The following is a 25,620-nucleotide window of genomic DNA, read 5'->3' as shown; positions in this document are numbered from 1 at the left end:
TCACTTCCGCTTCACAGTCGCTTCACAGTCTTCTTCACAGCCCGAGCAGGCGCTTCATGTCGGCGCACCTTTGACTCAAACCGTTGAATTCCGCCAGTTCTTCCGGCGTATGTCTGGATTGACGAGCCAACTGATCAAGGCGTTCACGGGACGCGTCGTAGCGCATCTTGAGGATCGCCGCGTTCAGTTCCTCGCTGGCGAGCCGTTCATGCTCGCGACGCTCTTCGGCGACGCTCGCATCCTCCGGGTCTTTCAGCAACAAATCCCGAACGTTTTCATCATAGTCCAGAATTTCGCGAAAGATTTCCTCGAAGGTTGGGGCGTTCGCACCATTGCGCAATAGATCGGACAGCAACTGAAATTCGGCCGTTTCCCCCAATGCTCGCGCGTGGGTCAGCACCTCCTCGAATAGCTCCGCATGACGCGTTACTGCCAGTAAATCTCGCTCTGCGTCCTCGTCGAGCACCGCGGCGATGCGCGGATGCATGACGAGGTTGCGCAACGCTCGCTGCTCGATACCGGTTACACTGCGCCGATCCTTGCGCGCGGGCGCCAAACGCGCAGCGGCGGCAATCCGCGCATCGACCTCGCACAGTGCGGCCACTTCGTCGAATGGCACATCGAGGCGATCCGCGAACATGTGCATGATCTGTGCGCGCAACGCGTTGGCCGGCAGCGCCTGTAATAGCGGCTTTGCATCGAAGAGCGCGCGCGCCCTGCCTTCGGGCTGGTCCAGCTCCTTGCCCGCAAGGACCTCGTTGAGCATGAACTGCGACAGCGGCATGGCCCGCTCGACCTGCTCCGCAAACGCTTCGGCGCCGAATTCGCGCACATAGCTGTCCGGATCGTGTTCGGTCGGCAGGAACAGGAACCGGATCGTCCGGTTGTCCGCCGCATGTGGCAGGCATGCGTCGAGCGCGCGACGTGCCGCGCGCCGGCCGGCTGCATCGCCGTCGAAGCTGAAAATCACCGTATCGGTCTGGCGCAGCAATTTCTGCACATGAATCGGCGTGCAGGCGGTGCCCAGCGTCGCAACCGCGTTCTGAAACCCCAATTGGGCCAGTGCGACGACGTCCATATACCCTTCAACTACCAGCACGTACCGTTGTTCCCGGATCGCGAGCCGCGCTTCGAAAAGCCCGTAAAGCTCGCTGCCTTTGTTAAATAGCGGTGTTTCCGGCGAATTCAAATACTTCGGCTCGCCGCCGTCGAGCACGCGGCCCCCAAAACCGATGACCTGTCCCTTCACGTTCCGGATCGGGAACATCACGCGCTCGCGAAACCGGTCGTAGCGGCGATTCTGGCCCTGCGCATCCGATTTTTCGCTGACGATCACAAGGCCAGCTTCGACAAGTGCTTCGTCCCCATAATTGGGAAACGCCACCTCGAGGTTCTGCCATCCGTCCGGTGCGTAACCGAGACCGAAGCGCGCCGCAATCTCGCCAGTCAGTCCGCGCTTCTTCAGGTACTGAATCGCATTCGGCGCGCCACGCAGCTGCTTGCGGTAAAAATCGCACGCGGTCTGCATCACGTCCGACAGCGCCGTCGTGACGGCCTTCGAAACGGCCGGGCCATAGCCTTCACCGCCGCTGCCATTCGCGCCGCCAGCTACGCCGCGCATCGACGGCTCGTGCGGCACCGTCAGGCCCACCGCTTGCGCAAGCTCGTTGACCGCTTCAGGGAATGTCAGCCCCGCATGCTCGATCAGAAAGCCGATCGCCGTTCCATGCGCGCCGCAACCAAAGCAGTGATAAAACTGCTTAGTCGGACTAACCGTAAACGAAGGGCTCTTCTCGTTGTGGAACGGGCAAAGCCCCATGAAGTTAGCGCCGCCTTTCTTAAGCTGCACATACCGTCCCACCACGTCGACGATATCGACGCGGTTGAGCAGGTCCTGCAGGAAAGAATGCGGAATCACGATACTTGCGTTGCCTTCAAAAGGACCGGCGCGCCGGCCGCCGGATCGCCGGCCGCCGGTTGCGCCGGCCATGCGTTTTGAACAGGATAGGACGCCCACGCGGAAACGGACACAGGCAACAGCATGCGAGCAGGCGCCAGGAGAGCGGCGTCATTTCCGCGCGACCTTGTCCGCGGAAAACCGTTACTTCGCGAGTGCCGCCTTGACCTTCGCCGATACCGCTGTCATGTCCGCGCGGCCCGCCAGTTTCGGCTTCAGCACGCCCATCACCTTGCCCATATCCTGCGGTCCGGCGGCGCCCGTCTGCGCGACGGCTGCGTTGACTTCCGCAGCGATCTCGTCATCGGACATTTGCGCGGGCATATAAGCCGCGAGGACGTCGAGCTCGCCCTTTTCCTTCGCGACGAGGTCGGTGCGCCCGGCGGTTTCGAACTGGCTGATCGAGTCTTTGCGCTGCTTGATCATCTTGTCGATGACCGCCGTGACGCCGGCGTCGTCGAGCTCGATACGGTCGTCGACTTCGCGCTGCTTGATGGCCGCAAGCAGCAGCCGAATCGTGCCGAGACGTTCCGTCTCGCGCGCGCGCATCGCGGCCTTCATGTCGTCGTTGATCCGAACCTTAAGACTCATCGTTCACCTGCCATACGTTGTGAAGGTGTTGCGGGAATGGAATGCGCGTCCGCACGAGGTATTGCGCGCCAGAGCGTGTCACATGCAGAACACAAAAACCCGCGTGAAGCGGGTTTCTCGAACGCGGACCACCTGGCGCCTGGCCGGGCGCCGCGATGCGATCAATAGAACTTCTTCGGCAACATCTGGCTGCGCAGACGCTTGAAGTGCCGCTTGACGGCCGCCGCCTTCTTGCGCTTGCGCTCGGACGTCGGCTTTTCGTAAAACTCGCGCGCGCGAAGCTCGGTCAGCAGACCGTTCTTCTCGATCGTGCGCTTGAAGCGGCGCATCGCGACTTCGAAGGGCTCGTTTTCTTTTACGCGAATGGTCGTCATCTTTCAATAACGGTTTTGGGCAAAGGGATGGAAGTATAGCAGACCTTCTGCATAAAAGCACGAATGAGTCAAGTCCCCCAAGGGGGTGATTTTTACGGTCAAACCGGCTGCGCTTGAGCGCCGTGCACAAACTCGGCCGCCGCCTGCCCCGCCGCGACGCCGGAAGCCCACGCCCACTGGAAGTTGTAGCCGCCCAGCCAGCCGGTCACGTCGACCGCCTCGCCAATGAAATACAGGCCCCGCACGCGCGCGCTCATCATCGTCGACGACGACAGTTCGCGCGTATCGATGCCGCCGCGCGTCACCTCGGCCTTCCGATAGCCCTCGGTGCCGTTCGGCACGAGCGTCCAGCGCGACAGCGCGTCGCCGATCGCGCGCAGCGTCCTGTCCGGCAAATCGGCGATGCGTGCGTCCGCGGGCACGCCGTGCGTCTCGAGCCACACGTGCGCAAGCCGCGTCGGCACCCACTCGGAGAGCAGATTCCCGATCTGCCGTTTGCTGCCCGCTTTCGCGTCGATGAGCGCTGCAGCCGCGTCGCGTTCAGCCAGCAGATTGATGTGGATGGGCTCGCCCGGCTGCCAGTAGCTCGAAATCTGCAGCACGGCCGGGCCCGACAGGCCGCGATGGGTGAGCAGCAGGTCTTCGACGAACGCACCGGCAGCCTTTTTCGCGCCCGTCGCGAGGTGTACTTCGAGCGACACGCCCGATAGCGTCGAAAACGGCGCCCAGTCGGCGGCCGCGAAGGTCAGCGGGACAAGCGCCGGACGTGTGTCGATGAGCTTGTGGCCGAACTGTTTCGCGAGCCGGTAGGCGAAATCGGTCGCACCGATCTTCGGAATCGACAGGCCGCCTGTCGCGACGACGAGCGCGCGAGCCTTGATGCGGCCCGACTGCTGCGTGCCTAGCAAAAAGCTGCCGTCTCGCTCGCGGCTGACCTCTTCGACGACAACCGGCCGGCGCCAGGCCACCTGGCCCGCATCGCATTCATTCTTGAGCACGTCGATTACCGCGTCGCTCGACTGGTCGCAAAACAGCTGTCCCTTATGCTTCTCGTGCCACGTGACGCGATAGCGCTTGAGCAGCGCCATGAAGTCGCGCGGCGTATAGCGCGCAAGTGCGGAGCGGCAGAAATGCGGGTTCGCCGACAGGTAATTGCCCGGTCCCGCATACAGATTCGTGAAGTTGCAGCGGCCGCCGCCCGAAATGCGGATTTTCTCGGCAAGCCGCGGCGCGTGATCGATCAACGCGACACGACGCCCGAGCTGACCGGCCACCGACGCGCACATCATGCCGGCCGCGCCCGCGCCGATCACGGCGATGTCGAAAGTTTCCATGGCGCGCATTGTAACTGGCGTGGCTGGCGCCGCCGGGGCCTCAGGCGACCGTTGTGGCGCGCTGCTATACTTTTGGGTTCCCTGCTCCATTCCGCACCATGCTCGTTCTCGGCATCGAAAGCTCCTGCGACGAAACCGGTCTTGCGCTCTACGACACCAGGCGCGGCCTGCTCGCGCACGCGCTGCACTCGCAGATCGCGATGCATCGCGCGTACGGCGGCGTCGTGCCGGAGCTCGCCTCGCGCGATCACATTCGTCGCGCCCTGCCGTTACTCGAGGAAGTGCTCGAGCGCTCGGGCGTGGCGCAGGCCGATATCGACGCGATCGCCTACACGCAAGGCCCGGGTCTTGCCGGCGCGCTGCTGGTCGGCGCGAGCGTCGCGAACGGCCTCGCGATGGCGTGGGACAAACCGACCATCGGCATCCACCATCTGGAAGGGCACCTGTTGTCGCCGCTGCTCGTCGATGCGCCGCCACCGTTTCCGTTCGTCGCGCTGCTCGTGTCGGGCGGCCATACGCAACTGATGCGCGTGACCGACGTCGGCGTGTATGAGACGCTCGGCGAAACGCTCGACGATGCGGCCGGCGAGGCGTTTGACAAGACCGCCAAACTTCTCGGCCTCGGCTATCCGGGCGGCCCCGAAGTGTCGCGGCTCGCCGAATTCGGCACACCGGGCGCCGTGGCGCTGCCGCGTCCGATGCTGCATTCGGGCGATCTCGACTTCAGCTTCAGCGGCCTCAAAACGGCCGTGCTCACGCAGATGAAAAAGCTCGGCACGAACGTCTGCGAGCAGAGCAAAGCGGACCTCGCACGCGGCTTCGTCGATGCAGCGGTCGAGGTGCTCGCCGCGAAGTCGCTTGCGGCATTGAAGCGCACGAAACTGAAGCGGCTGGTCGTAGCGGGCGGCGTGGGCGCGAACCGGCAATTGCGCGAGGCGCTATCGGCGGCGGCGAAAAAGCGCGGCTTCGACGTGCATTATCCAGACCTGTCGTTGTGCACCGATAACGGCGCGATGATTGCACTCGCCGGCGCGTTGCGGCTGCAGCGCTGGCCCGAACAGGCGCACGCCGATTATGCGTTCACGGTCAAGCCGCGTTGGGATCTTGCATCGCTCGCGCGCTAGACCATCGCTGCTGGCGTCATGGCGCGCGACACATACGCAACCACGAAAACACAAACGGCCGCATCGAGCGGCCGTTTGTCCGAGCATCATTGAACCCGCAATCACCGCGCAGCGCGCTTGTCGTTCTCGATCAGCGCATACGCGCTGTGATTGTGAATCGACTCGAAGTTCTCCGCTTCGAGCACATACGCAACGATCCGCTCATCTGCATTGAGCCGTTGCGCGACATCGCGCACGAGGTCTTCAACGAACTTCGGGTTCTCGTACGCACGCTCCGTGACGAATTTCTCATCCGGGCGCTTGAGCAGCCCCCACAGTTCGCACGATGCTTCTTCTTCGGCAATCCGGATCAGCTCTTCAACGGCGATATCGCCGGCCAGTTCCGCATCGATCGTCACATGCGAGCGCTGGTTGTGCGCGCCGTACTGCGAGATCTGCTTCGAGCACGGGCACAGGCTCGTGACCGGCACCAGCACCTTCAGGAACACACGCGTCGCGCCGTCGCGCACATCGCCCGCAAGCGTCACCTCATAGTCGAGCAGGCTCTGCACGCCCGACACCGGCGCGGTCTTGTTCACGAAATACGGAAACGACACTTCGATACGTCCGGCACGCGCCTCGAGCTTCTCGAGCATCGAGGCCAGCATGCGGCGCAGCGTCGTCGCATCGAGCGGCTCGGTACGCTCCTCGAGCAAGGCGACGAAGCGCGACATATGCGTGCCCTTCTGTTCCGCGGGCAAGTGAACATCGAGGTTCCACGTGCCGACCGTCGGCAGTACCGCGCCGGCTTGCGTGCGAACCGTCAATGGATGACGCACCGCCTTGACGCCCACCCGCTGAATCGGAATCTGCCGGGTATCGACCGTGCTCTGCACGTCGGGCATCACGAAAGCGGGGTTCATCTGATTCATCTTTTTATCCTCACGGGCACGCGCGGGCGCGTGCGTGCAAATGGCGATCTGCAAATGGCAACCGCCGGCTTCAAGCCGGCGGTTCCGGATGGGCTCCGCGGCCCATCGACTCGTACTGGAGAATGCCGCAACCGGCGGCAAGCGCGCCGTCAGGCTCAGGCGACGCGCTTCACCGACTTTCCGGCCGATGCCGCGCTGACATGATCGATGAACCGTTCGCGGATCGACTTCGCGATGCCCACACCGTCGAGACCACATTCAGCGAGCAGCTTGGCCGGATCCCCGTGATCGATGAACTGATCGGGGAGGCCCAATTGTAGTACGGGCCTGATAACCCCACTTGCCAACAGGGCTTCGACGCAGGCGGAGCCCGCACCGGCCATTACACTGCCTTCTTCGACCGTGACGAGCGCATCGTGCGTTTCCGCCAGTTCGCGGATCAGCTCCGCGTCGACCGGCTTCACGAAGCGCATGTTGGCGACAGTCGCATCGAGCTGCTCAGCCGCGGCGAGCGACGGTGCGACCATCGTGCCGAACGCGAGAATCGCGATGCGCTTGCCCGCGGGCTGCGACGTTTCGCGGCGGATTTCGCCCTTGCCGACCGGCAGCGCGGCCATCTGCTTGACGGTCGCGACGCCCGTTCCCGCCCCGCGCGGATAGCGAACCGCCGTCGGGTTCGGCTGCTGAAGCGCCGTATACAGCATCTGACGGCATTCGTTTTCGTCCGACGCGGCCATCACCGTCATGTTCGGGATGCAGCGCAGGAACGCGAGGTCGTAGGCACCCGCGTGCGTCGCGCCGTCCGCGCCGACAAGACCCGCGCGGTCGATCGCGAACACGACCGGCAGGTTCTGCAATGCGACATCGTGAATCAGCTGGTCGTAGCCGCGTTGCAGGAACGTCGAGTAGATCGCGACGACCGGCTTCATGCCTTCGGCCGCGAGGCCGCCCGCGAACGTAACCGCATGCTGTTCCGCGATGCCGACGTCGTAGTAGCGGTCCGGGAAGCGCTTCTCGAACTCGACCATACCCGAGCCTTCGCGCATTGCCGGCGTGATGCCGACCACGCGCGCGTCGAGCTCGGCCGCATCGCAAAGCCACTCGCCGAACACTTGCGTGTACGTCTTCTTGCCGGGCGCCGACGACGGCTTGATGCCCTCGGCCGGGTTGAACTTGCCGGGGCCGTGGTACAGCACCGGATCGGCTTCGGCGAGCTTGTAGCCCTGGCCTTTCTTCGTCACGACGTGCAGGAATTGCGGCCCGCGCAATTCCTTGATGTTCTGCAGCGTCGGGATCAGCGAGTCGAGATCGTGCCCGTCGATCGGACCGATGTAGTTGAAACCGAACTCTTCGAACAGCGTAGCCGGCACGATCATGCCCTTCGCGTGTTCTTCGAGCTTGCGCGCGAGGTCGAGCATCGGCGGCGCCACGCGCAGCACGCGTTCGACACCCGCGCGCGCGGCCGCGTAGAAGCGGCCGGACATGAGCCGTGCGAGATGGCGGTTCAACGCGCCGACCGGCGGCGAGATCGACATGTCGTTGTCGTTCAGGATGACGAGCAGCGGCACGTCGTCGGCCACGCCGGCGTTGTTCATCGCTTCGAACGCCATGCCCGCCGTCATCGCGCCATCGCCGATCACCGCGATCGAAAAGCGGTCTTCATGCTGCAGCTTGCTTGCGATCGCCATGCCGAGCGCGGCCGAAATCGACGTGCTCGAGTGCGCGGTGCCGAACGTGTCGTATTCGGATTCCGAGCGGCGCGGGAAGCCCGAGATGCCGCCGAGCTGGCGCAGCGAATGCATCTGGTCGCGGCGGCCCGTCAGGATCTTGTGCGGATAGGTCTGGTGGCCGACGTCCCAGACGATGCGGTCGCGCGGCGTGTCGAACACGTAATGCAGCGCGATCGTCAGCTCGACGGTACCGAGGTTGGACGACAGATGTCCGCCGGTTTGCGACACGCTGTCGAGCACGAAATTACGCAGCTCGCCGGCAAGCGAATGCAACTGGCGGAGGTCGAGACGGCGCAGGGCGGCCGGGTCGTCAATGGTTTTCAGCAAGTCGTACATCGTCGTTCCATTGTAGGAAAACTTGCGCGCCCGCACTTCATTCGCGCCTACCCCTTCTGGTCTCTAGCGTGGCGGCGGGCTTTCGCGTTGGTTCTTCGCTTCTTCAGCTGACCCGGTTCACGACCAGGTCTGCAAGCTCGGCAAGACGCTGTGCGCGCGTGCCGAAGGGCGCGAGCGCCGCGTGGGCGTCGCTGCGCAGTTGCGCCGCGAGCGCGCGCGATGCGTCGAGCCCGATAATCGATACATAAGTCGGTTTGCCGTCCTTCGCATCCTTGCCCGCGGTCTTGCCGAGCGTGGCCGAATCGGATGTGGCGTCGAGGATGTCGTCGACCACCTGGAATGCGAGGCCCACGGCAGCCGCATAAGCGTCGAGCGCGCGCAGCGTGTTCGCATCGGGCGTCTCGCCGGCCAGCGCACCCATGCGCACCGACGCGCGCAACAGCGCGCCGGTCTTCATACGGTGCATCGTTTCGAGTTGCTCGCGCGTAAGCTTGTGGCCGACGCTCGCGAGATCGATCGCCTGGCCGCCTGCCATGCCGACCGAGCCGATCGCGAGTGCAAGCTCGCGCGTGAGCGCCGCCTGCTGCGCGGGACCAAGCGCCGCGCCTTCGGTCAGTGCGACGAATGCCTGCGACTGCAGCGCATCGCCGACCAGCAGCGCCATCGCCTCATCGTACTGGACGTGCACCGTCGGCTTGCCGCGGCGCAGGGCATCGTCGTCCATGCATGGCATGTCGTCGTGCACAAGCGAGTACACATGCACCATTTCCAGCGCGGCCGCGGCGGCCTCGAGCGACTCGGCACGCGCGCTCGTCAACTCGCCTGCCGCGTGGCAGAGCAACGGACGGACCCGCTTGCCGCCGCCCAGCACCGCGTAGCGCATCGCCTCATGCAGGCGCGCCGGGGCGGTCGAGGTGGACGGCAAGTAGTGTTCGAGAGCCTGTTCCACGCGCTCGAGCACCGTGCGCATCCATTGTTCGAAATTCATAGATCGTCGTCTCCGCTATCAGCGGCGGTTGTGGGGAGCGGCTTCAGCGTTTCGCCATCAAGCACGCGAACCTGTTGTTCGACTTTTTCGAGTTGCTGCTGGCAGAACGCCACGAGGGCGGCGCCGCGCCGGTACGCGGCAAGCGACTCCTCAAGACTCAAGCTGCCGCCCTCCATGCGCCCGACGAGCCCTTCGAGTTCCGCGAGCGCCGCTTCGTACGTGTCGGGCAGCGGCACACCAGCCTCTGCCGCAGGGGACGTATCAGCGTTCTGGTTGGATGCGGTGTTCGCCATGAATCGTCGCAAAATTAAAACAAGTCGAACATTCTACGGCAAAAGCGACATTTCCGATCCCACCACCGGCTCCGATGCCGTTGCGCATTGGGCACACGACATGCGGGTCATGACATGCATGCGTGTCGCGTCCCTTAAAAAACTCTAGCGCCGATAGGGTAAAAACGCGAACTTCGAAGACAATTTTGACCCAAATCAGGTACTTAAAGTCCCCAAGGAGGGGGAAACAGGTATAATCGCGGGCTCCCTAAATCGAATCTTCGATGGTTGGGTTGTTCACTGCTTTCACGTCTTCATCGGGAGTGGGAATGTCCAATCTGAGCAATGCGTTGCAGCTGCGGGCTATTCATAGTCAGCTGCCAGTCGCCGCTTACTTTGACGAAGCGCTTCTTACGCGCGAACTCGAAACCCTTTTCAGGAACGGTCCTCGTTACGTCGGGCACGAATTGATGGTGCCCGAAACGGGAAATTATTTTGCCTTGCCGAGCGAACGCGAAGGGCGCGTCCTCGTTCGCAACCAGCAATCGCAGGTCGAACTGCTGTCGAATGTGTGCCGGCATCGCCAGGCCATCATGCTGAACGGTCGCGGCAGCACGGAGAATATCGTCTGCCCCCTGCACCGCTGGACGTACGATCTGAACGGCCAGCTGCTCGGCGCACCACACTTCGCGGACAACCCCTGTCTGAATCTCGGTGCCACGCCGCTGCAGAACTGGCATGGGCTGCTCTTCGAAGCGCAAGGACGCGATGTCGCGAAAGATCTCGCGCGCCTCGGCACGAAAGACCACTTCGACTTTACGGACTACATGTTCGATCACGTCGAAGTCCACGAGTGCAATTACAACTGGAAGACCTTTATCGAGGTCTATCTGGAGGACTATCACGTCGTGCCGTTCCATCCGGGCCTCGGCAGCTTCGTGAACTGCGACGACCTCAAGTGGGAATTCGGCGACTGGTACAGCGTGCAGACGGTAGGCGTCCATAACGGCCTCGCGCGCGCGGGCAGCCCGACATACGCGAAATGGCACGACGAGGTACTGCGTTTTCGCGACGGCAAGCCGCCCGAATTCGGCGCCATCTGGATGGTGTACTACCCGGGCATCATGATCGAGTGGTATCCGCACGTGCTCGTCGTGTCGTGGCTGATTCCGCGCGGTCCGCAAAAAACCACCAACGTCGTCGAGTTTTATTACCCTGAAGAAATTGCGCTGTTCGAGCGGGATTTCATCGAAGCCGAGCGCGCCGCCTATATGGAAACGGCCCGCGAAGACGACGAGATCGCCGAGCGCATGGACGCAGGCCGCCGAGCGCTGATGGAGCGTGGCGAATCTCAGGTCGGCCCGTATCAAAGCCCGATGGAAGACGGCATGCAGCACTTCCACGAGTTTTTGCGCCGCGAGTTGGGGACGATCTGATCGCCAGTCATGGCCAGGCGCGCGTCGCTTCGCAAGAAGGCGCGGCATTGAGCGACGTGTAAAGGACGGGCTTCGGGCCCGTCTTTTTTGTTTAGACTACTAGACACATCGTCCGGCACCGTCCGGCCTCGTTTGCTTTGAGGAGCCGCCATGTCCCAGAACGCCACACCTCACACCCATCACACGACACTCATCTCGGCCGAGAATCTCGCCGAGCGGCTCGCATCGGCGCGAGGCACCGTATTCATTGCGGACTGCCGGTTCGACCTGATCGATACAGAAGCGGGCTCAAAAGCGTATGCGGCCGGCCACTTGCCGCATGCGCATTATTTGCATCTCGATCGCGATCTGTCCGGAGCCAAAACCGGCAAGAACGGGCGCCATCCATTGCCCGACCGTCAACATCTCGTCGATACGCTGACCGCACTGGGTCTCAGGCAGGGTCAGCAGGTGGTCGCCTATGACGCGCACGGCGGCATGTATGCGGCGCGTTTGTGGTGGCTGCTGCGCTGGCTCGGACACGATTCGGTCGCGCTGCTCGACGGCGGGCTGCAAGCCTGGCAGGCGGCCGCGCAGCCGCTCACGCAAGATGTGCCACCCACCACGCGCGGCGACTTCAAGGCCGGCAAGCCGCTGGCGGTCACCGTCGACGCGCAGGCCATCGAACACAACCTGAACACGCACGAGCGCACGCTGCTCGATGCGCGCGCCGCCGATCGGTATCGCGGCGAGAACGAGACGCTCGATCGCGTCGGCGGTCATATTCCCGGCGCGTTGAATCGCTTCTTCAAGGACAACCTCACGGCAGACGGCCGCTTCAAATCGGCGCACACGTTGCGCGACGAGTTCGGCGCGGTCATGGCCGGTGTTGCGCCGGAGCGGGTCGTGCTGCAGTGCGGTTCCGGCGTAACCGCATGTCATAACGCACTCGCGATGGAGATTGCCGGTTTGCACGGCGCCGCGTTGTACCCGGGATCGTGGAGCGAATGGAGTGCGGACCCGGCCCGGCCGGTTGCGACTGGGGCCAAGCCTTAGGCTCGAGCCCGGGCGCAGTAGACAGGCGGGATATCGCGAACGCGCCGGGCGGCGGCGCGCCCGTTACACGCCGCGTACTTCAGCTCAAACGCGGTGCTGCCTGAACCACGCAAGCACACGGCGCCAGGCGTCTTGCGCATCGGCCTTCCGATAGCTCGGCCGATAATCCGCGAAGAAAGCATGCCCTGCATCGTCGTACACGACGAACTGCGAACCGCGCGCCTGCTGCGGCGCCTGCGCGATCAGCCCTTTCATTTTGTCGAGCGTGTCCTGCGGAATGCTCTGGTCCTGACGACCATACAAGCCGAGCACGGGCACCTTCAGATCACCGACGTGGTCGATCGGATTCGACGGCTGCAACGTCGTCGGCGTGCCGACCACGCGCCCATAAAATGCGACCGCCGCCTTCAGACGCGGATTGTGCTCCGCATAGAGCCACGCGATGCGCCCGCCCCAGCAGAAGCCCGTCAAGCCGACGCGGTTCAGATCGCCGTTATGCTCGCCGGCCCACGCGAAGGTCGCATCGAGATCCTGCAGGACCTGCTCGTCCGGCACCTTGCTGACTAGCTGCTCGTTCAACTGCTGCATGCTCGTGTAAGCGGACGCGTCGCCTTGCCGCACATACAGGTCCGGCGCGATCGCGAGGTAGCCGGCCTTCGCGAAACGCCGGCATACATCGGCAATATGCTCGTGCACGCCGAAGATTTCATGGACGACGATGATGACCGGCAAATGCGTCTTGCCCTTCGGCTGCGCCCGATAGGCGGGCACCAGCGTATCGCCGGAATGGATGCCCACTTCGCCCGCTTCGAGGCCTTCGCTGTCGGTATGGACGGTTTGCGCGGAAACCGGCAGCACCGACGCCGCAAAGCCGGTGCCGATGGCGGCCTTGATGAACGTGCGGCGATTGAAAGGGACGTGCGGAATCAAACTGTCGATTTCAGGCTTCAGCATGCTGCGCTCCTCGATAAGCGGCAAAGTCGAACGGCCAATGTCGAACGACCAATGTTGAACAGCGGTGACCAGCATTCGGCCGGCATCATCGATGCATGCGAGAGCGGACAAGCGGATGGCCGAAACCGCAACAGGATACGCCTCCTGTGCGGCGGCTTGCAGAAGTGGCGGAGCCTCAGGCTCGCGGTTCGCCGCGACTCAGTGCAACTTCACGCGAGGCGACGTCGTGCGATGCAGCCAGTGGGCGAACGTATCGAGCACCATCCGCGCATAGCCGTGCAACGCGGCGATATGTAACCGATAAAGCGACATGTACATGAAACGCGCGAACAGACCTTCGATCAGGAAGTTGCCGCCAATCACGCCGCCCATCAGATTGCCGACCGCGCTGAAATGGCCCAGCGATACGAGCGAGCCGAAATCGCGATACGTGAACTCCTGCAACGGGCGGCCTGCGAGCCGGTCTGCGATCGCCTTGAGCAGAAAGCTCGCCTGCTGATGCGCGGCCTGCGCGCGCGGCGGCACGTTGCGCTCGTTGCCGGGCCACGGGCAGGCTGCGCAGTCGCCGAGCGCGAAGATGTCGTCGTCGATTTCGGTTTGCAGCGTACGTCGCACGACCAGTTGGCCAAGCCGGTTAACGGGCAGGCCGTCGAGTTCGCCGAGCACGGCGGGCGCCTTGATACCGGCCGCCCAGACTGTCAGATCGGCGCGCATGGTTTTGCCGCTCGCGGTGCGCACGACACCAGGGGCGACTTCAGCGACGGTCTCGCCGACCATCACCTGCACGCCGAGCTTCGTCAGCAATTCCGTCGTCGCCGTCGACACGCGCTCCTGCAGCGCGGGCAAAATGCGCGGGCCCGCTTCGATCAGCACGATGCCGATATCGTGGCGCGGATCGAGCTTGTGCAAGCCATACGCGGACAACACGTGCGCGGTATTGCGCAGTTCGGCCGATAGTTCCACGCCGGTCGCGCCGCCGCCGACGATGGCAACCTGAATGCGCGGGCCGCCCTGCTGTGCGGCAAAGGTTTGAGCCTGGGTTTGAGCCTGCCCTTGCGCTTGCGCCACGTCCGCCGCGGCGACCGACTGAGCCTCGGCCTGCTGCGCCATCCTGAGTTCGCCCGCATGCTCAGTCTGGTGCTCGGTCTCGTGCTCGGTCCGGTACTCCGCCCGCACACACGCCGCGATCAAGCGCTTGCGGAATCGCTCGGCCTGCGGCACCGTATCGAGCGCAATCGAATTCTCCTGCGCGCCCTGCACGCCGAAGAAATGCGTCGTGCTGCCGATCGCGATCACAAGCGTGTCGTATCCGAGCACGCGCTGCGGCAACAACTCCGCGCCGTCGTCGTCCGCTATGGCGCCGAGCGTGATGCGTTTCGCCGTGCGATCGAGCTTCTTGAGCTCGCCCTGCTGAAAATCGAAACCATGCCAGCGCGCCTGCGCCGCATAAGTCGGATCGTAGCCATGTCGTTCTGTGAGCCAAGGAGTTGGTAGAATGTTTTGTCTTCCTAAGACCGCTTGGCCTCCGACTTATAGCGATCGACCAGCGTGACGTGCACGCTCGCGTGCTCGGCCCGCTTGCCGCGGCCATAACGGTCACCGAGGCGCGTGGCCAGTTCCAGCCCGCCCGCTCCCCCACCAACGACGACGATACGATGCATCGAGACTCTCCGGTTTCTGATCCACGAGTTAGACGTCGCCGCGGCGTGAGCCGCGGATGAACCTCAATGCGCCTCTTCCCAGTTCGCGCCCGCGCCGACTTCCGCGACAAGCGGCACCTTCAGCGACGCGACGCCGCACATCAGCTCGGGCAGCCGCTCGCGAACCTGGGACAGCTCTTCATCGGGTACTTCGAGTATCAGTTCGTCGTGCACCTGCATGATCATGCGCGTGCCGATACGCGATTCGTCGAGCCACTTCTGCACGGCGATCATCGACAGCTTGATCAGATCGGCCGCGGTGCCCTGCATCGGCGCGTTGATCGCCGCGCGTTCGGCGGCCTGCCGGCGCGGCCCGTTGCCGCCGTTGATCTCGGGCAGCCACAGACGGCGCCCGAACACCGTCTCCACATAGCCCTTCGCCTTCGCGCTCGCGCGCGTGTTGTCCATATAGCGTGCGACGCCCGGATAGCGCGCGAAATAGCGGTCGATATAAAGCTTCGCCGCATCGCGCGTGATGCCGAGGTTCGATGCGAGCCCGAACGAGCTCATGCCGTAGATCAAACCGAAGTTGATCACCTTCGCGATGCGACGTTGGTCGGAACTCACTTCGATCGGCGTGACGCCGAACACTTCGGACGCAGTGGCGCGGTGGATGTCCTCGCCTTGTGCGAACGAGCTCAGCAACGACTCGTCGCCCGAAATGTGGGCCATGATGCGCAGTTCGATTTGCGAGTAGTCGGCCGACACGAGCTTGTGGCCCGGCGGCGCGATAAACGCTTCGCGGATGCGCCGGCCTTCGCCGCTGCGCACCGGAATGTTCTGCAGGTTCGGATCGTTCGATGCAAGTCGGCCCGTCACCGCAACCGCCTGCGCGTAATTCGTATGCACGCGGCCGGTGCGCGCGTTGACCATGCGCGGCAGCTTGTCCGTGTAGGTCGACTTCAGCTTCGACAGGCCGCGATGCTCGAGCAGCAGCTTCGGCAGCGGGTAATCTTCGGCAAGCTTTTGCAGCACTTCCTCGTCGGTGGACGGCGCACCGCTCGGCGTCTTCTTGATCACCGGCAGTTGCAGCTTCTCGAAGAAGATTTGCCCGATCTGCTTCGGCGAGCCCATATTGAATTCGCCTTCCGCGAGCACGTACGCTTCCTTTTCGAGCTCGATGAGGCGCAGCGCAATCTCGTTGCTTTGCTGCTGCAGCTTCTGCGCGTCGATCAGCACACCGTTGCGCTCCATCTTGCGCAGCACGCGCGCGGTCGGCAATTCGATGCTGGCGTAGACGAAATCGAGCCCGGCTTCGGCCTTCACCTGCGGATAGAGCGTTTGATGCAGCTGCAAGGTGATATCGGCATCTTCGGCTGCATAGGCCGCGGCCTGTTCGAGCGCGACTTCGTCGAATCCGATCTGCTGCGCGCCCTTGCCCGCGACGTCCTCGTACTTGATCGTCTTCAGGCCCAGATGACGCAGCGCGAGACCGTCCATATCGTGCGAACGGTGCGATTCGAGCACGTACGACTGCAACAGCGTGTCGTGTTCGATACCCTCCATCGCGATGCCGTAATTCGCCAACACCTGCTCATCGTATTTCAGATGCTGGCCGACCTTTTTCCGATCCGCGCTTTCGAGCCACGGCTTGAGCTTCGCGAGCACCTCGTCGCGCGGCAACTGCACCGGCGCATCGGGGCCGCGATGCGCGACCGGAATATATGCCGCATGCCCCGGCTCGACCGATACCGACAAGCCCACGAGTTCGGCGACCATCGGATCGAGCGACGTCGTTTCGGTATCGAACGCGGTTATTTCCGCCGCGTCGATTTTCACGAGCCACTCGTCGAATTTTTCCCACGTCTGGACCGTCTCGTAGTGGCGCACGCCATCGATGACCGGCGCGGGCGTCTCGCCTGCGCCCGGCCCTTCGACCGCTTCCGCCGCTTCGACTTCGCGCAGCCAGGTCTTGAAGCCATGCCGCGTGAAAACATCGCGCAGTTCGTCGCGCGCTTCCTCGCGCGACGCGAGCGACGCTTCGATCGAATCGATATGCTGGGTCAGATCGCACGCCGTGTCGACGGTCACGAGCTTCTTCGCCATCGGCAGGAAATCGAGCGCACGGCGCAGATTGTCTCCTACCGCACCTTTGATCTCGGCCGCATGTGCGACGATGCCATCAAGCGTTTCGAATTGCGTGAGCCATTTGACGGCCGTCTTCGGACCGCACTTCTCGACGCCGGGCACGTTGTCGACGGTATCGCCGATCAACGACAGATAATCGACGATCCGCTCGGGCGGCACGCCAAACCTGGCGAGCACGCCTTCACGATCGAGCGTCTCGTTCGTCATCGTATTGATGAGGGTGACATGGTCAGTCACGAGCTGCGCGAGATCTTTGTCGCCGGTGGAAACGACCACCTTCATGCCGTGCTTCTCGGCCTGTTTCGCAAGCGTGCCGATCACGTCGTCGGCCTCGACGCCGTCGATCATCAGAAGCGGCCAGCCGAGCGCGCGCACCGCCACATGAATCGGCTCGATCTGCCGGCTCAGGTCGTCCGGCATCGGCGGGCGGTTGGCCTTGTACTGCGGGTACCAGTCGTCGCGGAAGGTCTTGCCCTTCGCGTCGAACACGCACGCGCTATACTCTGCCGTGACTTCCTTGCGCATGCGGCGCAGCATGTTGATGATGCCGTACAGCGCGCCCGTCGGTGCACCATCGGGGCCGCGCAAATCAGGCATCGCATGATAGGCCCGGTACAGATAACTCGAACCGTCGACCAATAGCAGGGTCTTACCTTCCAGTGCCGTTCCCGGTCCATGCTTTGCATCGGCTGCCGGTTTGGCTTGCAGGTCGGTGTTGAGCCCAGCTTCCAGATCTCGTTCTTCAGGCATTATGACTAAGAGAAAAGTAATTCCGAGTCTGCGTTCACTCGCAGATCAAGAGCGCGCAACGGCCAAGAAGGCGCGCGCATCGTGGCAGATGTTCACGATTATGGCAGAGTTTATCGAGGCGACCGAGTACCTGTCGGAGATCCGGCCGGCCGTCAGTATCTACGGTTCGGCGCGTCTGAAACCGAACTCGCCTTACTACAAACTCGCCACGCAAATAGCACGCAAACTGTCCGATGCGGGATTCGCGGTCATCTCCGGCGGCGGCCCCGGCATCATGGAAGCGGCGAATAAAGGTGCGCATGCGGGCAAGGCGCCGTCGGTCGGTCTCAACATCGAATTGCCGCACGAGCAGTCGGGCAACCAATGGCAGGATATTTCGCTGCGCTTCAGGCATTTCTTCACGCGCAAGGTGACGTTCGTGAAGAACTCCGACGCGGTGATCGTCATGCCGGGCGGCTTCGGCACGCTCGACGAACTGGCCGAAGTGCTCACGCTCATTCAGACGAAGAAGTCGCGTCATGTGCCGATCATTCTGGTCGGCGCCGAATTCTGGAAGGGTCTGCTCGGCTGGTTCCAGGAAGCACTCGTGCCGATGGGCCTCATCAATCCCGAAGACATGAATCTCATGCAGGTGATCGACGACCCGGACCAGGTGCTCGAAGCCGTGCTGTCGTTCTATGAAGAACGCGAAGAGGCCGAGGTGCATCCGACCAAGTCGGACGAAGACCGGATGTTCTACCTGTAACGCTGCAACGCTTTATCGCGAATGGCGGTGCGCGCGCTAGCGCGCGCCTGTCTGTTGCGACTGCGCTTCGAGCCAGCGGCAGAACTGCGTAACCAGCGGTGCATCGGCCACTTCGCGCCGCGCCACCCACCAATAGCCGCGCAACGCGATGCGCGGCCCTTCCAGCGGCATCACGAGACGCCCCGACGCGAGTTCGTCGTCGATGATCGGCAGCGGCCCGAGCGCGACGCCAAGGCCGTCGACGGCCGCCTGCAGCGCCAGATAGAAGTGGTCGAACGATTGCTTCTTGCGGCATTTCGATTTCACGCCCGCGGTAGCGAGCCACTGGCGCCATGCGTCGGGGCGCGTATCGGAATGCAGCAGCACGTGACGCGAAAGATCGTCGGCCACGCGGATCGGCGAGCGCTTCAACAGCGCCGGACTGCAGACCGGCACTTCGCTTTCGTCGAGAAAATGGCCGCTCACGCAGTTGGGCCAATGCGCGGGACCGCGCCGCACTGCGATGTCGAAGCCGTCGATCGACTCGACCGGCGCATTCGATGTCGCAAGACGCAGTTCGACGTTCGGCGCGATGCGCTGGAACTGGCTCAGGCGCGGCAGCAGCCATTTCATTGCGAAGGTCGGCAATGCGTTGACGCGCAGCACGTGCACGACGCCGGTATCGCGCAACTGTTCAGTCGCGGACGCGAGATTATCGAACGCGGTCTGCACCTGCGCAAGATAACGGCGGCCGCCGTCGGTAAGCCGCACGCGCTTGCCGATGCGGTCGAACACCTGCACGCCGACCCATGCTTCGAGCGCGGCGACCTGGCGGCTGATTGCACCGTGCGTCACATGGAGTTCGTCCGCGGCGGCGCTGAAACTTTCGCGGCGCGCCGCGGCTTCGAACGCGCGCAGCGCGGGAAACGGGGGTAGCTTGCGCGTCATGCCCACGATTATGCTTGTGAGTTCAAGTCACAAGCAAGCGCCCAAAAAATCGTTTTGTATTGCTCGCGAACAGCGCTAACCTCCGTAGCCTGTACCAAGGGGCGATTTAATGAATCAACACTCCTCCTCTTCCGCGCCGGCGGCGTCGCGCACGTCGGGCGCGTCGGCTACGTCGGCCTCGAATACGCAAGCGTTGCCCGAAAGCGACGTCGCTCCGAATTGCGTCCCTACCGTCGGCGATCTGTTCAAAGGCTTCCTCGGCCTCGGGCTCACGTCGTTCGGCGGCGCGTTGCCGCTTGCGCGGCGCACCGTCGTCGAACGGCACCGCTGGCTGTCCGGCGCCGAGTTCACCGATCTGCTCGGGCTGTGCCAGTTTCTGCCGGGCGGCAACGTAATCAACCTGTCGGTTGCGATCGGCATGCGCTTTCACGGCTGGCGCGGCGCGCTCGCGGGGCTGCTCGGTCTGATTGCCGGGCCATCGCTCGTCGTGATCGCACTCGGTGTGCTTTATGAACACACGCAAAACGATCCGCATGTTCAGCATCTGTTCGCCGGCCTTGCAGCGGCGGCCGCAGGCTTGCTGATCGCGATGGCTGCAAAGATTCTGATGCCGCTGCGGCGCAACCCGGTCGCGGCCGGCATCGCCGCGCTCGGCTTCGTGGCGATCGCGGTCATGCGCTTTCCGTTGCTGCCGACGATGCTCGTGCTCACGCCGCTCAGCATCGCGCTTGCTGCGCACGCGGCTGCGAAGTCCTCGAAGTCCTCGAGCGGAGCCGGACGATGATCGCCACGCTCGTCGCGCTCGTGCTGATCTTCAGCCAGCTATCGCTGCTCGCGTTCGGCGGCGGCAATACGATCCTGCCGGAGATGCAGCGGCAGGTGGTCGATGTCCATCACTGGATGCCGGCCAGCGAATTCAGCGCGCTGTTCGCGCTCGCGCAGGCGGCGCCGGGACCGAACATGATGGTCGTCACGCTGGTCGGCTGGCACGTGGCCGGCTGGGCGGGCGTGCTCGTCACATCGATTGCGAAGTTCGGTCCGTCGTCGCTCGTCACGGCGCTCGCGTTGCACGCGTGGGAGCGCTTCAAGGACCGGCCGTGGCGCAGCATCGCGCAGAAGGGGCTCGTGCCGGTCACCGCGGGGCTCGTTGCGGCAAGTGCGGTGCTGATTGCGCGCGCGTCGGATTCGACGTGGCTCGCGTGGAACATCACGGGAGTTTGCGCGGCGCTTTCGTTCACGACGCGCATTCATCCGTTGTGGCTGCTGGCGGCGGGAAGCGTGATCGGGTTGGTTGGGTTGGGTTTTCTGTAGGCCTTTGCGTATTTCTTTCGTTGAAACATCATCGCGCGCGCCTTTGAAAGAGGTCCAATCCTGCAGAGGCTGAGGAATGGCGACGTCAACTAGCGCAACCATCCTTTACTACGACGAAGAAACCCTGCAACTAAAAATTTGCACTGTTGATGGCCGCGGAACAAAGTCCGTCAACACAGGACGCGTCGACACGCGAAACTCAGCCCCACCGGTCAGCATGCCGACTGTCCTCGTGACAGACGCCAATGCGCTCACACTCACTGAAACGCCACTTCCGCGAAACTCCTCAACTTCCGGCTATGCAACCGATGCAAGCCATCGGCCCGCAGCAACTCCATTGCCGCCACCCCGATCTGCAGATGCTGGTCCACCTGCGCACGATAAAACTGATCGGCCATACCGGGCAACTTCAGCTCGCCATGCAGCGGCTTGTCCGATACGCACAGCAACGTGCCGTACGGCACGCGGAAGCGGAATCCGTTCGCCGCAATCGTCGCGCTTTCCATATCGAGCGCAATCGCGCGGCTTTGCGATAGCCGCTGCACCGGCTCGCGATGGTCGCGCAATTCCCAGTTGCGGTTATCGACGCTCGCCACCGTCCCCGTGCGCATCACGCGCTTCAGTTCCACGCCGTCGAGCCGTGTGACCTGCGCAACCGCGCGCTCGAGCGCGACCTGCACTTCGGCGAGCGCCGGAATCGGCACCCACAGCGGCAAATCGTCATCGAGCACGTGATCTTCCCGCACATAGCCGTGCGCCAGCACGTAGTCGCCGAGTCGCTGCGTATTGCGCAGCCCCGCGCAATGGCCGAGCATGACCCACGCATGCGGACGCAGCACCGCAATATGGTCGGTGATCGTCTTTGCATTCGACGGCCCGACGCCGATATTGACCATCGTGATGCCGCCGCCGTCCGCGCGCTTCAGGTGATAGGCCGGCATCTGCGGCAGCCGCGGCGGCGACGTGCCTTCGCTCTCCTGCTCGCCGAGATTCGCGTTGTACGTGATCACGTCGCCGGGCTCGACAAACGACGTGTACTCGGCGCGATACGCGCGCAATTCCGCATCGTCGGTATGCGCCATCATCGTACGGCCGAGCTTCACGAACTCGTCGATGTAGAACTGATAGTTCGTGTACAACACATAGTTCTGGAAGTGCGTCGGCGACGTGGCCGTGTAGTGCCTGAGCCGATGCAGCGAGAAATCGACGCGGGCCGCCGTGAACAGCGCGAGCGGATGCGGTTCTCCCGGCATCGGTTCGTACGTACCGTTGACGATCCGGTCGTCGAGCAGCGCGAGGTCCGGCGTATCGAACACATCGCGCATCATGACGAGGCGGTCGCGGTCGAGATCGCCCTCGAGGTGGATGCCCTCGGCAAACGCAAAGTGGATCGGAATGGCCTGGTCCGAGACGCCCACTTCGATCGCCACATGATGGTTCTTCGCCAGCAGCCGCAATTGTTCGCGATAGTAATTACCGAACAGGTCGGGCCGTGTCACGGTAGTTTCGAATACGCCCGGGCCCGCGACAAATCCATACGAACGGCGCGAGTCGACGTGCGTGTTGACTTCGGTACGCACGCGCACGAACGGATAGCACGCGCGCACGCGGCGCTCGAATGCTTCGTTGCGCCGATAGCGCGCGAAAGCATCGCGCAGGAACGACGTGTTCGCTTCATATATTGCGGAAAGACGCGTGACAGCCTCGGTCGGATCGTCGAACGCCTCCGTCGTGTACGCGCTGGCCGGCGTCTGCACCAGGCGCTGATTGGTCTCGTAGTTCATTTCACGTGCCTCGGTTGATAGGCTCACATTACCACGGAACCCGCGCCGGCCGACCGGCCGCCACGCCGCCAATGCGGGCGCGCCGACGCGCCGCGCACAATCGTCGAAAGCGGCGCAAAATAAGGCGTAGACGGCCGTCGGCCGAACCGGATTTGCTAGAATCGCATCACCCTCTCGGAGAACCACCATGAAGCCCCTCCTTCCCGCTGCCGTCGCACTGGCTTTCGCCGTGTCAGGGGCCGCGCTCGCGCAGCCCGCCGCTGCCGACCAGGTGCCGCCTGCGCAGCAGCAGGCGACCGCCCCGATGTCCGCGAACGAGCGGGCGGGTCTGCCGGATCTGGACGCGATCAACCGCCCCGCGGCGGAAGTCAGCTCCAAGGTGGATATCAACGTGCCGCGCACGCCGAGCTTCTACGAACGCAGCGGCAACGGCACCGAGATCACCGAATACCGCGATCGCGGCAAGCCTGTCGAAATCGACGTGCGCTCGAACTTCGGCACGCGCTACCAGATGAGCGCGCCGATCGACACCTCGCCGCAAGTCCACGATAGCTCGCACCCGACCACGCGCCTGCCGTCCTTCAACATCAAGTACTGAACGAACGTTGCACGCGGTGCGCGCGAAGATCACGGCCCGGAGACACCGGACCTGTCCATGCAAGCACCGCGCATGATTCGCGTCATCGCATAAACGCACGCTACAACCGGTTCATCACCCTCGACCACCCGACTGGCAGCCCGAGAACGCCAGCCCACCAACCCGACCGATGTTTTCCGCATGGCCGTCTTCACTGCTGTAACCGAAGCCCAACTCGCGCAATGGCTGCGCCACTATGACCTCGGCGACGTCGTCGAATTTCGCGGCATTACGTCCGGCATTGAAAACAGCAACTTCTTTCTGACGACTTCGCGCGGCGAATACGTCCTGACGATCTTCGAAAAGCTGACCGACCGCCAGTTGCCGTTCTATCTCGACCTGATGCGGCATCTCGCCGCGCATCGCGTGCCAGTGCCGGACCCGGTGCCGCGCGACGATGGCGCGCTGTTCGGCATGCTGCACGGCAAGCCTGCGGCCATCGTCACGAAGCTCGAAGGCGCGCCGCAACTGGCGCCCGGCGTCGAGCATTGCGTCGAAGTCGGGCAGATGCTCGCGCGCATGCATCTCGCGGGTCGCGACTTCGCGCATCATCAACCGAACCTGCGCAGCCTCGCCTGGTGGGAAGAAACAGTGCCGGCCCTGCTGCGCTTCGTCGACGAGGCGCAACGCGCGCTGCTGACGGACGAACTCGCGCATCAGCACGCGTTCTTTGCATCGGCCGACTATGCCGCGATGCCCGGCGGCCCATGCCACTGCGATCTGTTCCGCGACAACGCGCTATTCGCGCACGCCGCTCCCGGCACCGGGCATGAAGTGCGCCTCGGCGGCTTCTTCGACTTCTACTTCGCGGGCTGCGATAAATGGCTTTTCGACGTCGCGGTCACCGTCAACGACTGGTGCGTCGATCTGCAGACCGGGCGTCTCGACGACGCACGTGTCGAAGCATTGCTGCGTGCGTATCAGACTGTCCGTCCGCTCACGCACGAGGAAAATCGCCACTGGGGCGATATGCTGCGTGCGGGCGCGTACCGTTTCTGGGTCTCGCGCCTGTATGATTTCCATATGCCGCGCGCGGCCGAACTACTGAAACCGCATGACCCCGGTCATTTCGAGCGCATTCTTCGCGAACGTCTGCAAGGCGTCGCACTCCCAGGCATTCACACCTCATGCAACTGATCGAAGTCCCCGCGAAGACCGGCTATGTGTGGTTCCGGCAGGGCATATGGCTGTTCCGCAAGAACCCGCTCGCGTTCCTGACGCTATTCTTCGCGTACCTGCTCGCGATGACGCTGATTTCGCTGATTCCCGTAATCGGCGCCGTGTTGCCGCTCGCGTTGATTCCCGGCATCGCGGTCGGCTTTATGGCGGCATGCCGCGATACGATCGCGGGTAAGCCGGTGTTCCCAACCATCCTCGTCGATGGCTTCCGCTCATATGGCTCGACGGTCACCAAACGCCTGCTGCTGTTGGGATGCCTCTATATCGTCGCGATGGCGCTCGTGCTGGCAGGCTCCGCGCTTGCCGACGGCGGCGTGCTGCTGCGGCTCATGGTGAACGGCGAAGCGATGCAGCAGGAGGCGCTCGCGACCAGCAACCTGCCGCTCGCGGTCCTCACCGCGCTCGCTTTCTACGTGCCCGTCGCGATGCTGTTCTGGTTCTCGCCGATACTCGCAGCGTGGCACGACGTGCCACCGGTCAAGGCTATGTTCTTCAGCATCGTCAGTTGCTGGCGCAACCGCGGGGCATTCGTCGTGTACGGCGTGCTGTGGTTCGCGGTGGCAATCACCGTATCGCTCGGGCTGTCCACGCTGCTGCAGGCGCTCGGCGCCAGCGACCTCGCGCTGATCGTGCTGATGCCGGCATCGATCATCGTCACGACCATGCTCTATTGCTCGTTCTATGCAACGTATCGCGGCTGCTTCGGCGTCCAGGGAACCGGACAGCCGGCGCCGCCGCCGGTCGTCTGATTCCGCGGCGGCACGGCTCGGCTCGTGCTCGCCAGCGTCGCCCGATTGCGGCACAATGCTTAGCACGCGATCAATTCGCGCGCTCTCGCCGCTCTCCTGCCGCTCTCTTGCATTCCTACGCCGAGATGCATCATGACCCAGCGCCCGCTTTTACCGCTTACGCTCGACACCCAGCTCTGCTTCGCATTGTATTCGGCGTCGCTTGCAATGACGAAAGCCTACAAGCCGCTGCTCGACAGGCTCGGCCTGACCTATCCGCAATATCTTGCGATGCTCGTACTGTGGGAAGGCGACGACGTGACGGTCAAGGATATCGCCGCGCGCCTCAATCTCGATTCCGCGACGATTACACCGCTGCTCAAGCGTCTCGAAGCGCAAGGTTACGTCGAGCGCACGCGCGGCACCGACGACGAGCGGCTCGTCTTTATCCGCCTGACGAAAGCCGGTACATCGCTCAAGCGCGCCGCGCGTGAGGTGCCAACCGGAATTCTCGGCGCCACGGGCCAGGCACTGGAATTCGTCGTGCGCTTGCGCGACGACCTCGCGCAGTTGCGCGGGGCGCTCAATGAACATCTCGAACGAGGGTAGTCCTTTCGTGGCGGCGCACGATTGAAAGCTGCAGCCGATGCGCAGTTCGAGCAGGCGCTTTTCTTGCACCGGCTCCACCCGGCACAGCTCGGCATTTGCTGTCTCGCCGGCTTACCCTCT

At 63.5% G+C, this 25,620-nt stretch carries 22 protein-coding genes and 1 pseudogene; 10 read left to right on the top strand and 13 right to left on the bottom strand.

Annotation, left to right across the window (positions count from 1 at the left end):
- Positions 1 to 34: 34 nt before the first annotated feature.
- The 4 genes from dnaG to QYH69_RS26335 all read right to left on the bottom strand — a co-directional run bounded on the left by dnaG (position 35) and on the right by QYH69_RS26335 (position 4,256).
- Entirely contained in the window at positions 35 to 1,918 is a 1,884-nt protein-coding gene (dnaG, locus tag QYH69_RS26350; RefSeq protein ID WP_308834669.1) for a DNA primase, read from the bottom strand.
- 183 nt (positions 1,919 to 2,101) lie between these two features.
- On the bottom strand, positions 2,102 to 2,548 hold the full coding sequence (locus tag QYH69_RS26345; RefSeq protein WP_308834668.1) for a GatB/YqeY domain-containing protein: 447 nt from the start codon (positions 2,546 to 2,548) through the stop codon (positions 2,102 to 2,104).
- A 161-nt stretch (positions 2,549 to 2,709) separates the two neighbouring features.
- Positions 2,710 to 2,922: a 30S ribosomal protein S21 gene (rpsU, locus tag QYH69_RS26340; protein ID WP_075159061.1), complete on the bottom strand. Its 213-nt coding sequence runs from the start codon at positions 2,920 to 2,922 to the stop codon at positions 2,710 to 2,712.
- Positions 2,923 to 3,020: 98 nt separating this feature from the next.
- Entirely contained in the window at positions 3,021 to 4,256 is a 1,236-nt protein-coding gene (locus QYH69_RS26335; protein WP_308834667.1) for an NAD(P)/FAD-dependent oxidoreductase, read from the bottom strand.
- Positions 4,257 to 4,354: 98 nt separating this feature from the next.
- Here QYH69_RS26335 and tsaD point away from each other — a divergent pair, with 98 nt between their 5' ends.
- On the top strand, positions 4,355 to 5,380 hold the full coding sequence (tsaD, locus tag QYH69_RS26330; protein WP_308834666.1) for a tRNA (adenosine(37)-N6)-threonylcarbamoyltransferase complex transferase subunit TsaD: 1,026 nt from the start codon (positions 4,355 to 4,357) through the stop codon (positions 5,378 to 5,380).
- A gap of 101 nt (positions 5,381 to 5,481) precedes the next feature.
- Here tsaD and folE2 read toward each other — a convergent pair whose 3' ends face one another.
- The 4 genes from folE2 to QYH69_RS26310 form a co-directional block, all read right to left on the bottom strand.
- The gene (folE2, locus tag QYH69_RS26325) at positions 5,482 to 6,291 is read right to left on the bottom strand and encodes a GTP cyclohydrolase FolE2 (RefSeq protein ID WP_308834665.1); all 810 of its coding nucleotides are present in this window, start codon (positions 6,289 to 6,291) and stop codon (positions 5,482 to 5,484) included.
- 155 nt (positions 6,292 to 6,446) lie between these two features.
- Complete coding sequence (gene dxs / locus QYH69_RS26320; RefSeq protein WP_308834664.1) at positions 6,447 to 8,357, bottom strand: 1-deoxy-D-xylulose-5-phosphate synthase; 1,911 nt, start codon at positions 8,355 to 8,357, stop codon at positions 6,447 to 6,449.
- Between the two features lie 103 nt (positions 8,358 to 8,460).
- Positions 8,461 to 9,345 carry a farnesyl diphosphate synthase gene (locus QYH69_RS26315; protein WP_308834663.1) on the bottom strand — a complete coding sequence of 295 codons (885 nt, stop codon included), beginning with the start codon at positions 9,343 to 9,345 and terminating at the stop codon, positions 8,461 to 8,463.
- Positions 9,342 to 9,638 carry an exodeoxyribonuclease VII small subunit gene (locus QYH69_RS26310; protein WP_308834662.1) on the bottom strand — a complete coding sequence of 99 codons (297 nt, stop codon included), beginning with the start codon at positions 9,636 to 9,638 and terminating at the stop codon, positions 9,342 to 9,344. The genes QYH69_RS26315 and QYH69_RS26310 overlap by 4 nt, the downstream gene beginning before the upstream one ends.
- Before the next feature lie 308 nt (positions 9,639 to 9,946).
- On the opposite strand from QYH69_RS26310, the gene QYH69_RS26305 reads away from it, so the two are divergent.
- Together QYH69_RS26305 and QYH69_RS26300 are read left to right on the top strand one after the other, a co-directional pair.
- Complete coding sequence (locus tag QYH69_RS26305; protein ID WP_308834661.1) at positions 9,947 to 11,053, top strand: aromatic ring-hydroxylating dioxygenase subunit alpha; 1,107 nt, start codon at positions 9,947 to 9,949, stop codon at positions 11,051 to 11,053.
- 150 nt (positions 11,054 to 11,203) lie between these two features.
- On the top strand, positions 11,204 to 12,088 hold the full coding sequence (locus tag QYH69_RS26300) for a sulfurtransferase (protein WP_308834660.1): 885 nt from the start codon (positions 11,204 to 11,206) through the stop codon (positions 12,086 to 12,088).
- A gap of 84 nt (positions 12,089 to 12,172) precedes the next feature.
- Here QYH69_RS26300 and QYH69_RS26295 read toward each other — a convergent pair whose 3' ends face one another.
- From QYH69_RS26295 to polA, 3 genes and pseudogenes are all read right to left on the bottom strand, one after another.
- The gene (locus tag QYH69_RS26295) at positions 12,173 to 13,042 is read right to left on the bottom strand and encodes a dienelactone hydrolase family protein (RefSeq protein ID WP_308834659.1); all 870 of its coding nucleotides are present in this window, start codon (positions 13,040 to 13,042) and stop codon (positions 12,173 to 12,175) included.
- A 198-nt stretch (positions 13,043 to 13,240) separates the two neighbouring features.
- Positions 13,241 to 14,703, bottom strand: a pseudogene (locus QYH69_RS26290) (NAD(P)/FAD-dependent oxidoreductase).
- A 63-nt stretch (positions 14,704 to 14,766) separates the two neighbouring features.
- Positions 14,767 to 17,427 (bottom strand): DNA polymerase I, encoded by a 2,661-nt coding sequence (gene polA / locus QYH69_RS26285; RefSeq protein WP_308834693.1) that lies wholly within the window; start codon positions 17,425 to 17,427, stop codon positions 14,767 to 14,769.
- A 154-nt stretch (positions 17,428 to 17,581) separates the two neighbouring features.
- Between polA and QYH69_RS26280 the strand changes: the two genes are divergently transcribed.
- Entirely contained in the window at positions 17,582 to 18,325 is a 744-nt protein-coding gene (locus QYH69_RS26280; RefSeq protein WP_075159070.1) for a TIGR00730 family Rossman fold protein, read from the top strand.
- A gap of 36 nt (positions 18,326 to 18,361) precedes the next feature.
- Here the strand turns inward: QYH69_RS26280 and QYH69_RS26275 are convergent, their stop codons facing one another.
- Positions 18,362 to 19,252 (bottom strand): transcriptional regulator GcvA, encoded by an 891-nt coding sequence (locus tag QYH69_RS26275; protein ID WP_308834658.1) that lies wholly within the window; start codon positions 19,250 to 19,252, stop codon positions 18,362 to 18,364.
- 109 nt (positions 19,253 to 19,361) lie between these two features.
- Here QYH69_RS26275 and QYH69_RS26270 point away from each other — a divergent pair, with 109 nt between their 5' ends.
- Both QYH69_RS26270 and QYH69_RS26265 read left to right on the top strand, forming a co-directional pair.
- A complete protein-coding gene (locus QYH69_RS26270; RefSeq protein WP_308834657.1) occupies positions 19,362 to 20,036 on the top strand; it encodes a chromate transporter in 675 nt (224 codons plus the stop codon).
- Entirely contained in the window at positions 20,033 to 20,563 is a 531-nt protein-coding gene (locus QYH69_RS26265) for a chromate transporter (RefSeq protein ID WP_308834656.1), read from the top strand. Before QYH69_RS26270 ends, QYH69_RS26265 begins: the two co-directional genes overlap by 4 nt.
- Before the next feature lie 257 nt (positions 20,564 to 20,820).
- On the opposite strand, the gene QYH69_RS26260 is transcribed toward QYH69_RS26265, so the two are convergent.
- Positions 20,821 to 22,347, bottom strand: coding sequence for an AMP nucleosidase (locus tag QYH69_RS26260; protein ID WP_308834655.1), 1,527 nt, complete (start codon positions 22,345 to 22,347; stop codon positions 20,821 to 20,823).
- A gap of 187 nt (positions 22,348 to 22,534) precedes the next feature.
- Here QYH69_RS26260 and QYH69_RS26255 point away from each other — a divergent pair, with 187 nt between their 5' ends.
- The 4 genes from QYH69_RS26255 (at position 22,535) to QYH69_RS26240 (ending at position 25,500) form a co-directional block, all read left to right on the top strand.
- Complete coding sequence (locus tag QYH69_RS26255; RefSeq protein WP_308834654.1) at positions 22,535 to 22,945, top strand: hypothetical protein; 411 nt, start codon at positions 22,535 to 22,537, stop codon at positions 22,943 to 22,945.
- Positions 22,946 to 23,125: 180 nt separating this feature from the next.
- The gene (locus QYH69_RS26250) at positions 23,126 to 24,121 is read left to right on the top strand and encodes a homoserine kinase (RefSeq protein ID WP_308834653.1); all 996 of its coding nucleotides are present in this window, start codon (positions 23,126 to 23,128) and stop codon (positions 24,119 to 24,121) included.
- Positions 24,112 to 24,912 carry a BPSS1780 family membrane protein gene (locus QYH69_RS26245; protein WP_308834652.1) on the top strand — a complete coding sequence of 267 codons (801 nt, stop codon included), beginning with the start codon at positions 24,112 to 24,114 and terminating at the stop codon, positions 24,910 to 24,912. Before QYH69_RS26250 ends, QYH69_RS26245 begins: the two co-directional genes overlap by 10 nt.
- A 132-nt stretch (positions 24,913 to 25,044) precedes the next feature.
- Positions 25,045 to 25,500 (top strand): MarR family transcriptional regulator, encoded by a 456-nt coding sequence (locus QYH69_RS26240; RefSeq protein ID WP_308834651.1) that lies wholly within the window; start codon positions 25,045 to 25,047, stop codon positions 25,498 to 25,500.
- The last annotated feature ends 120 nt before the right edge of the window (positions 25,501 to 25,620 follow it).

It is taken from the genome of Paraburkholderia sp. SARCC-3016, from assembly GCF_031119615.1.
Classification (GTDB): Bacteria; Pseudomonadota; Gammaproteobacteria; order Burkholderiales; family Burkholderiaceae; genus Paraburkholderia.
The sequence above is the reverse complement of the archived record's forward strand: the minus strand, read 5'-3'. Positions and strand labels throughout refer to the sequence as shown.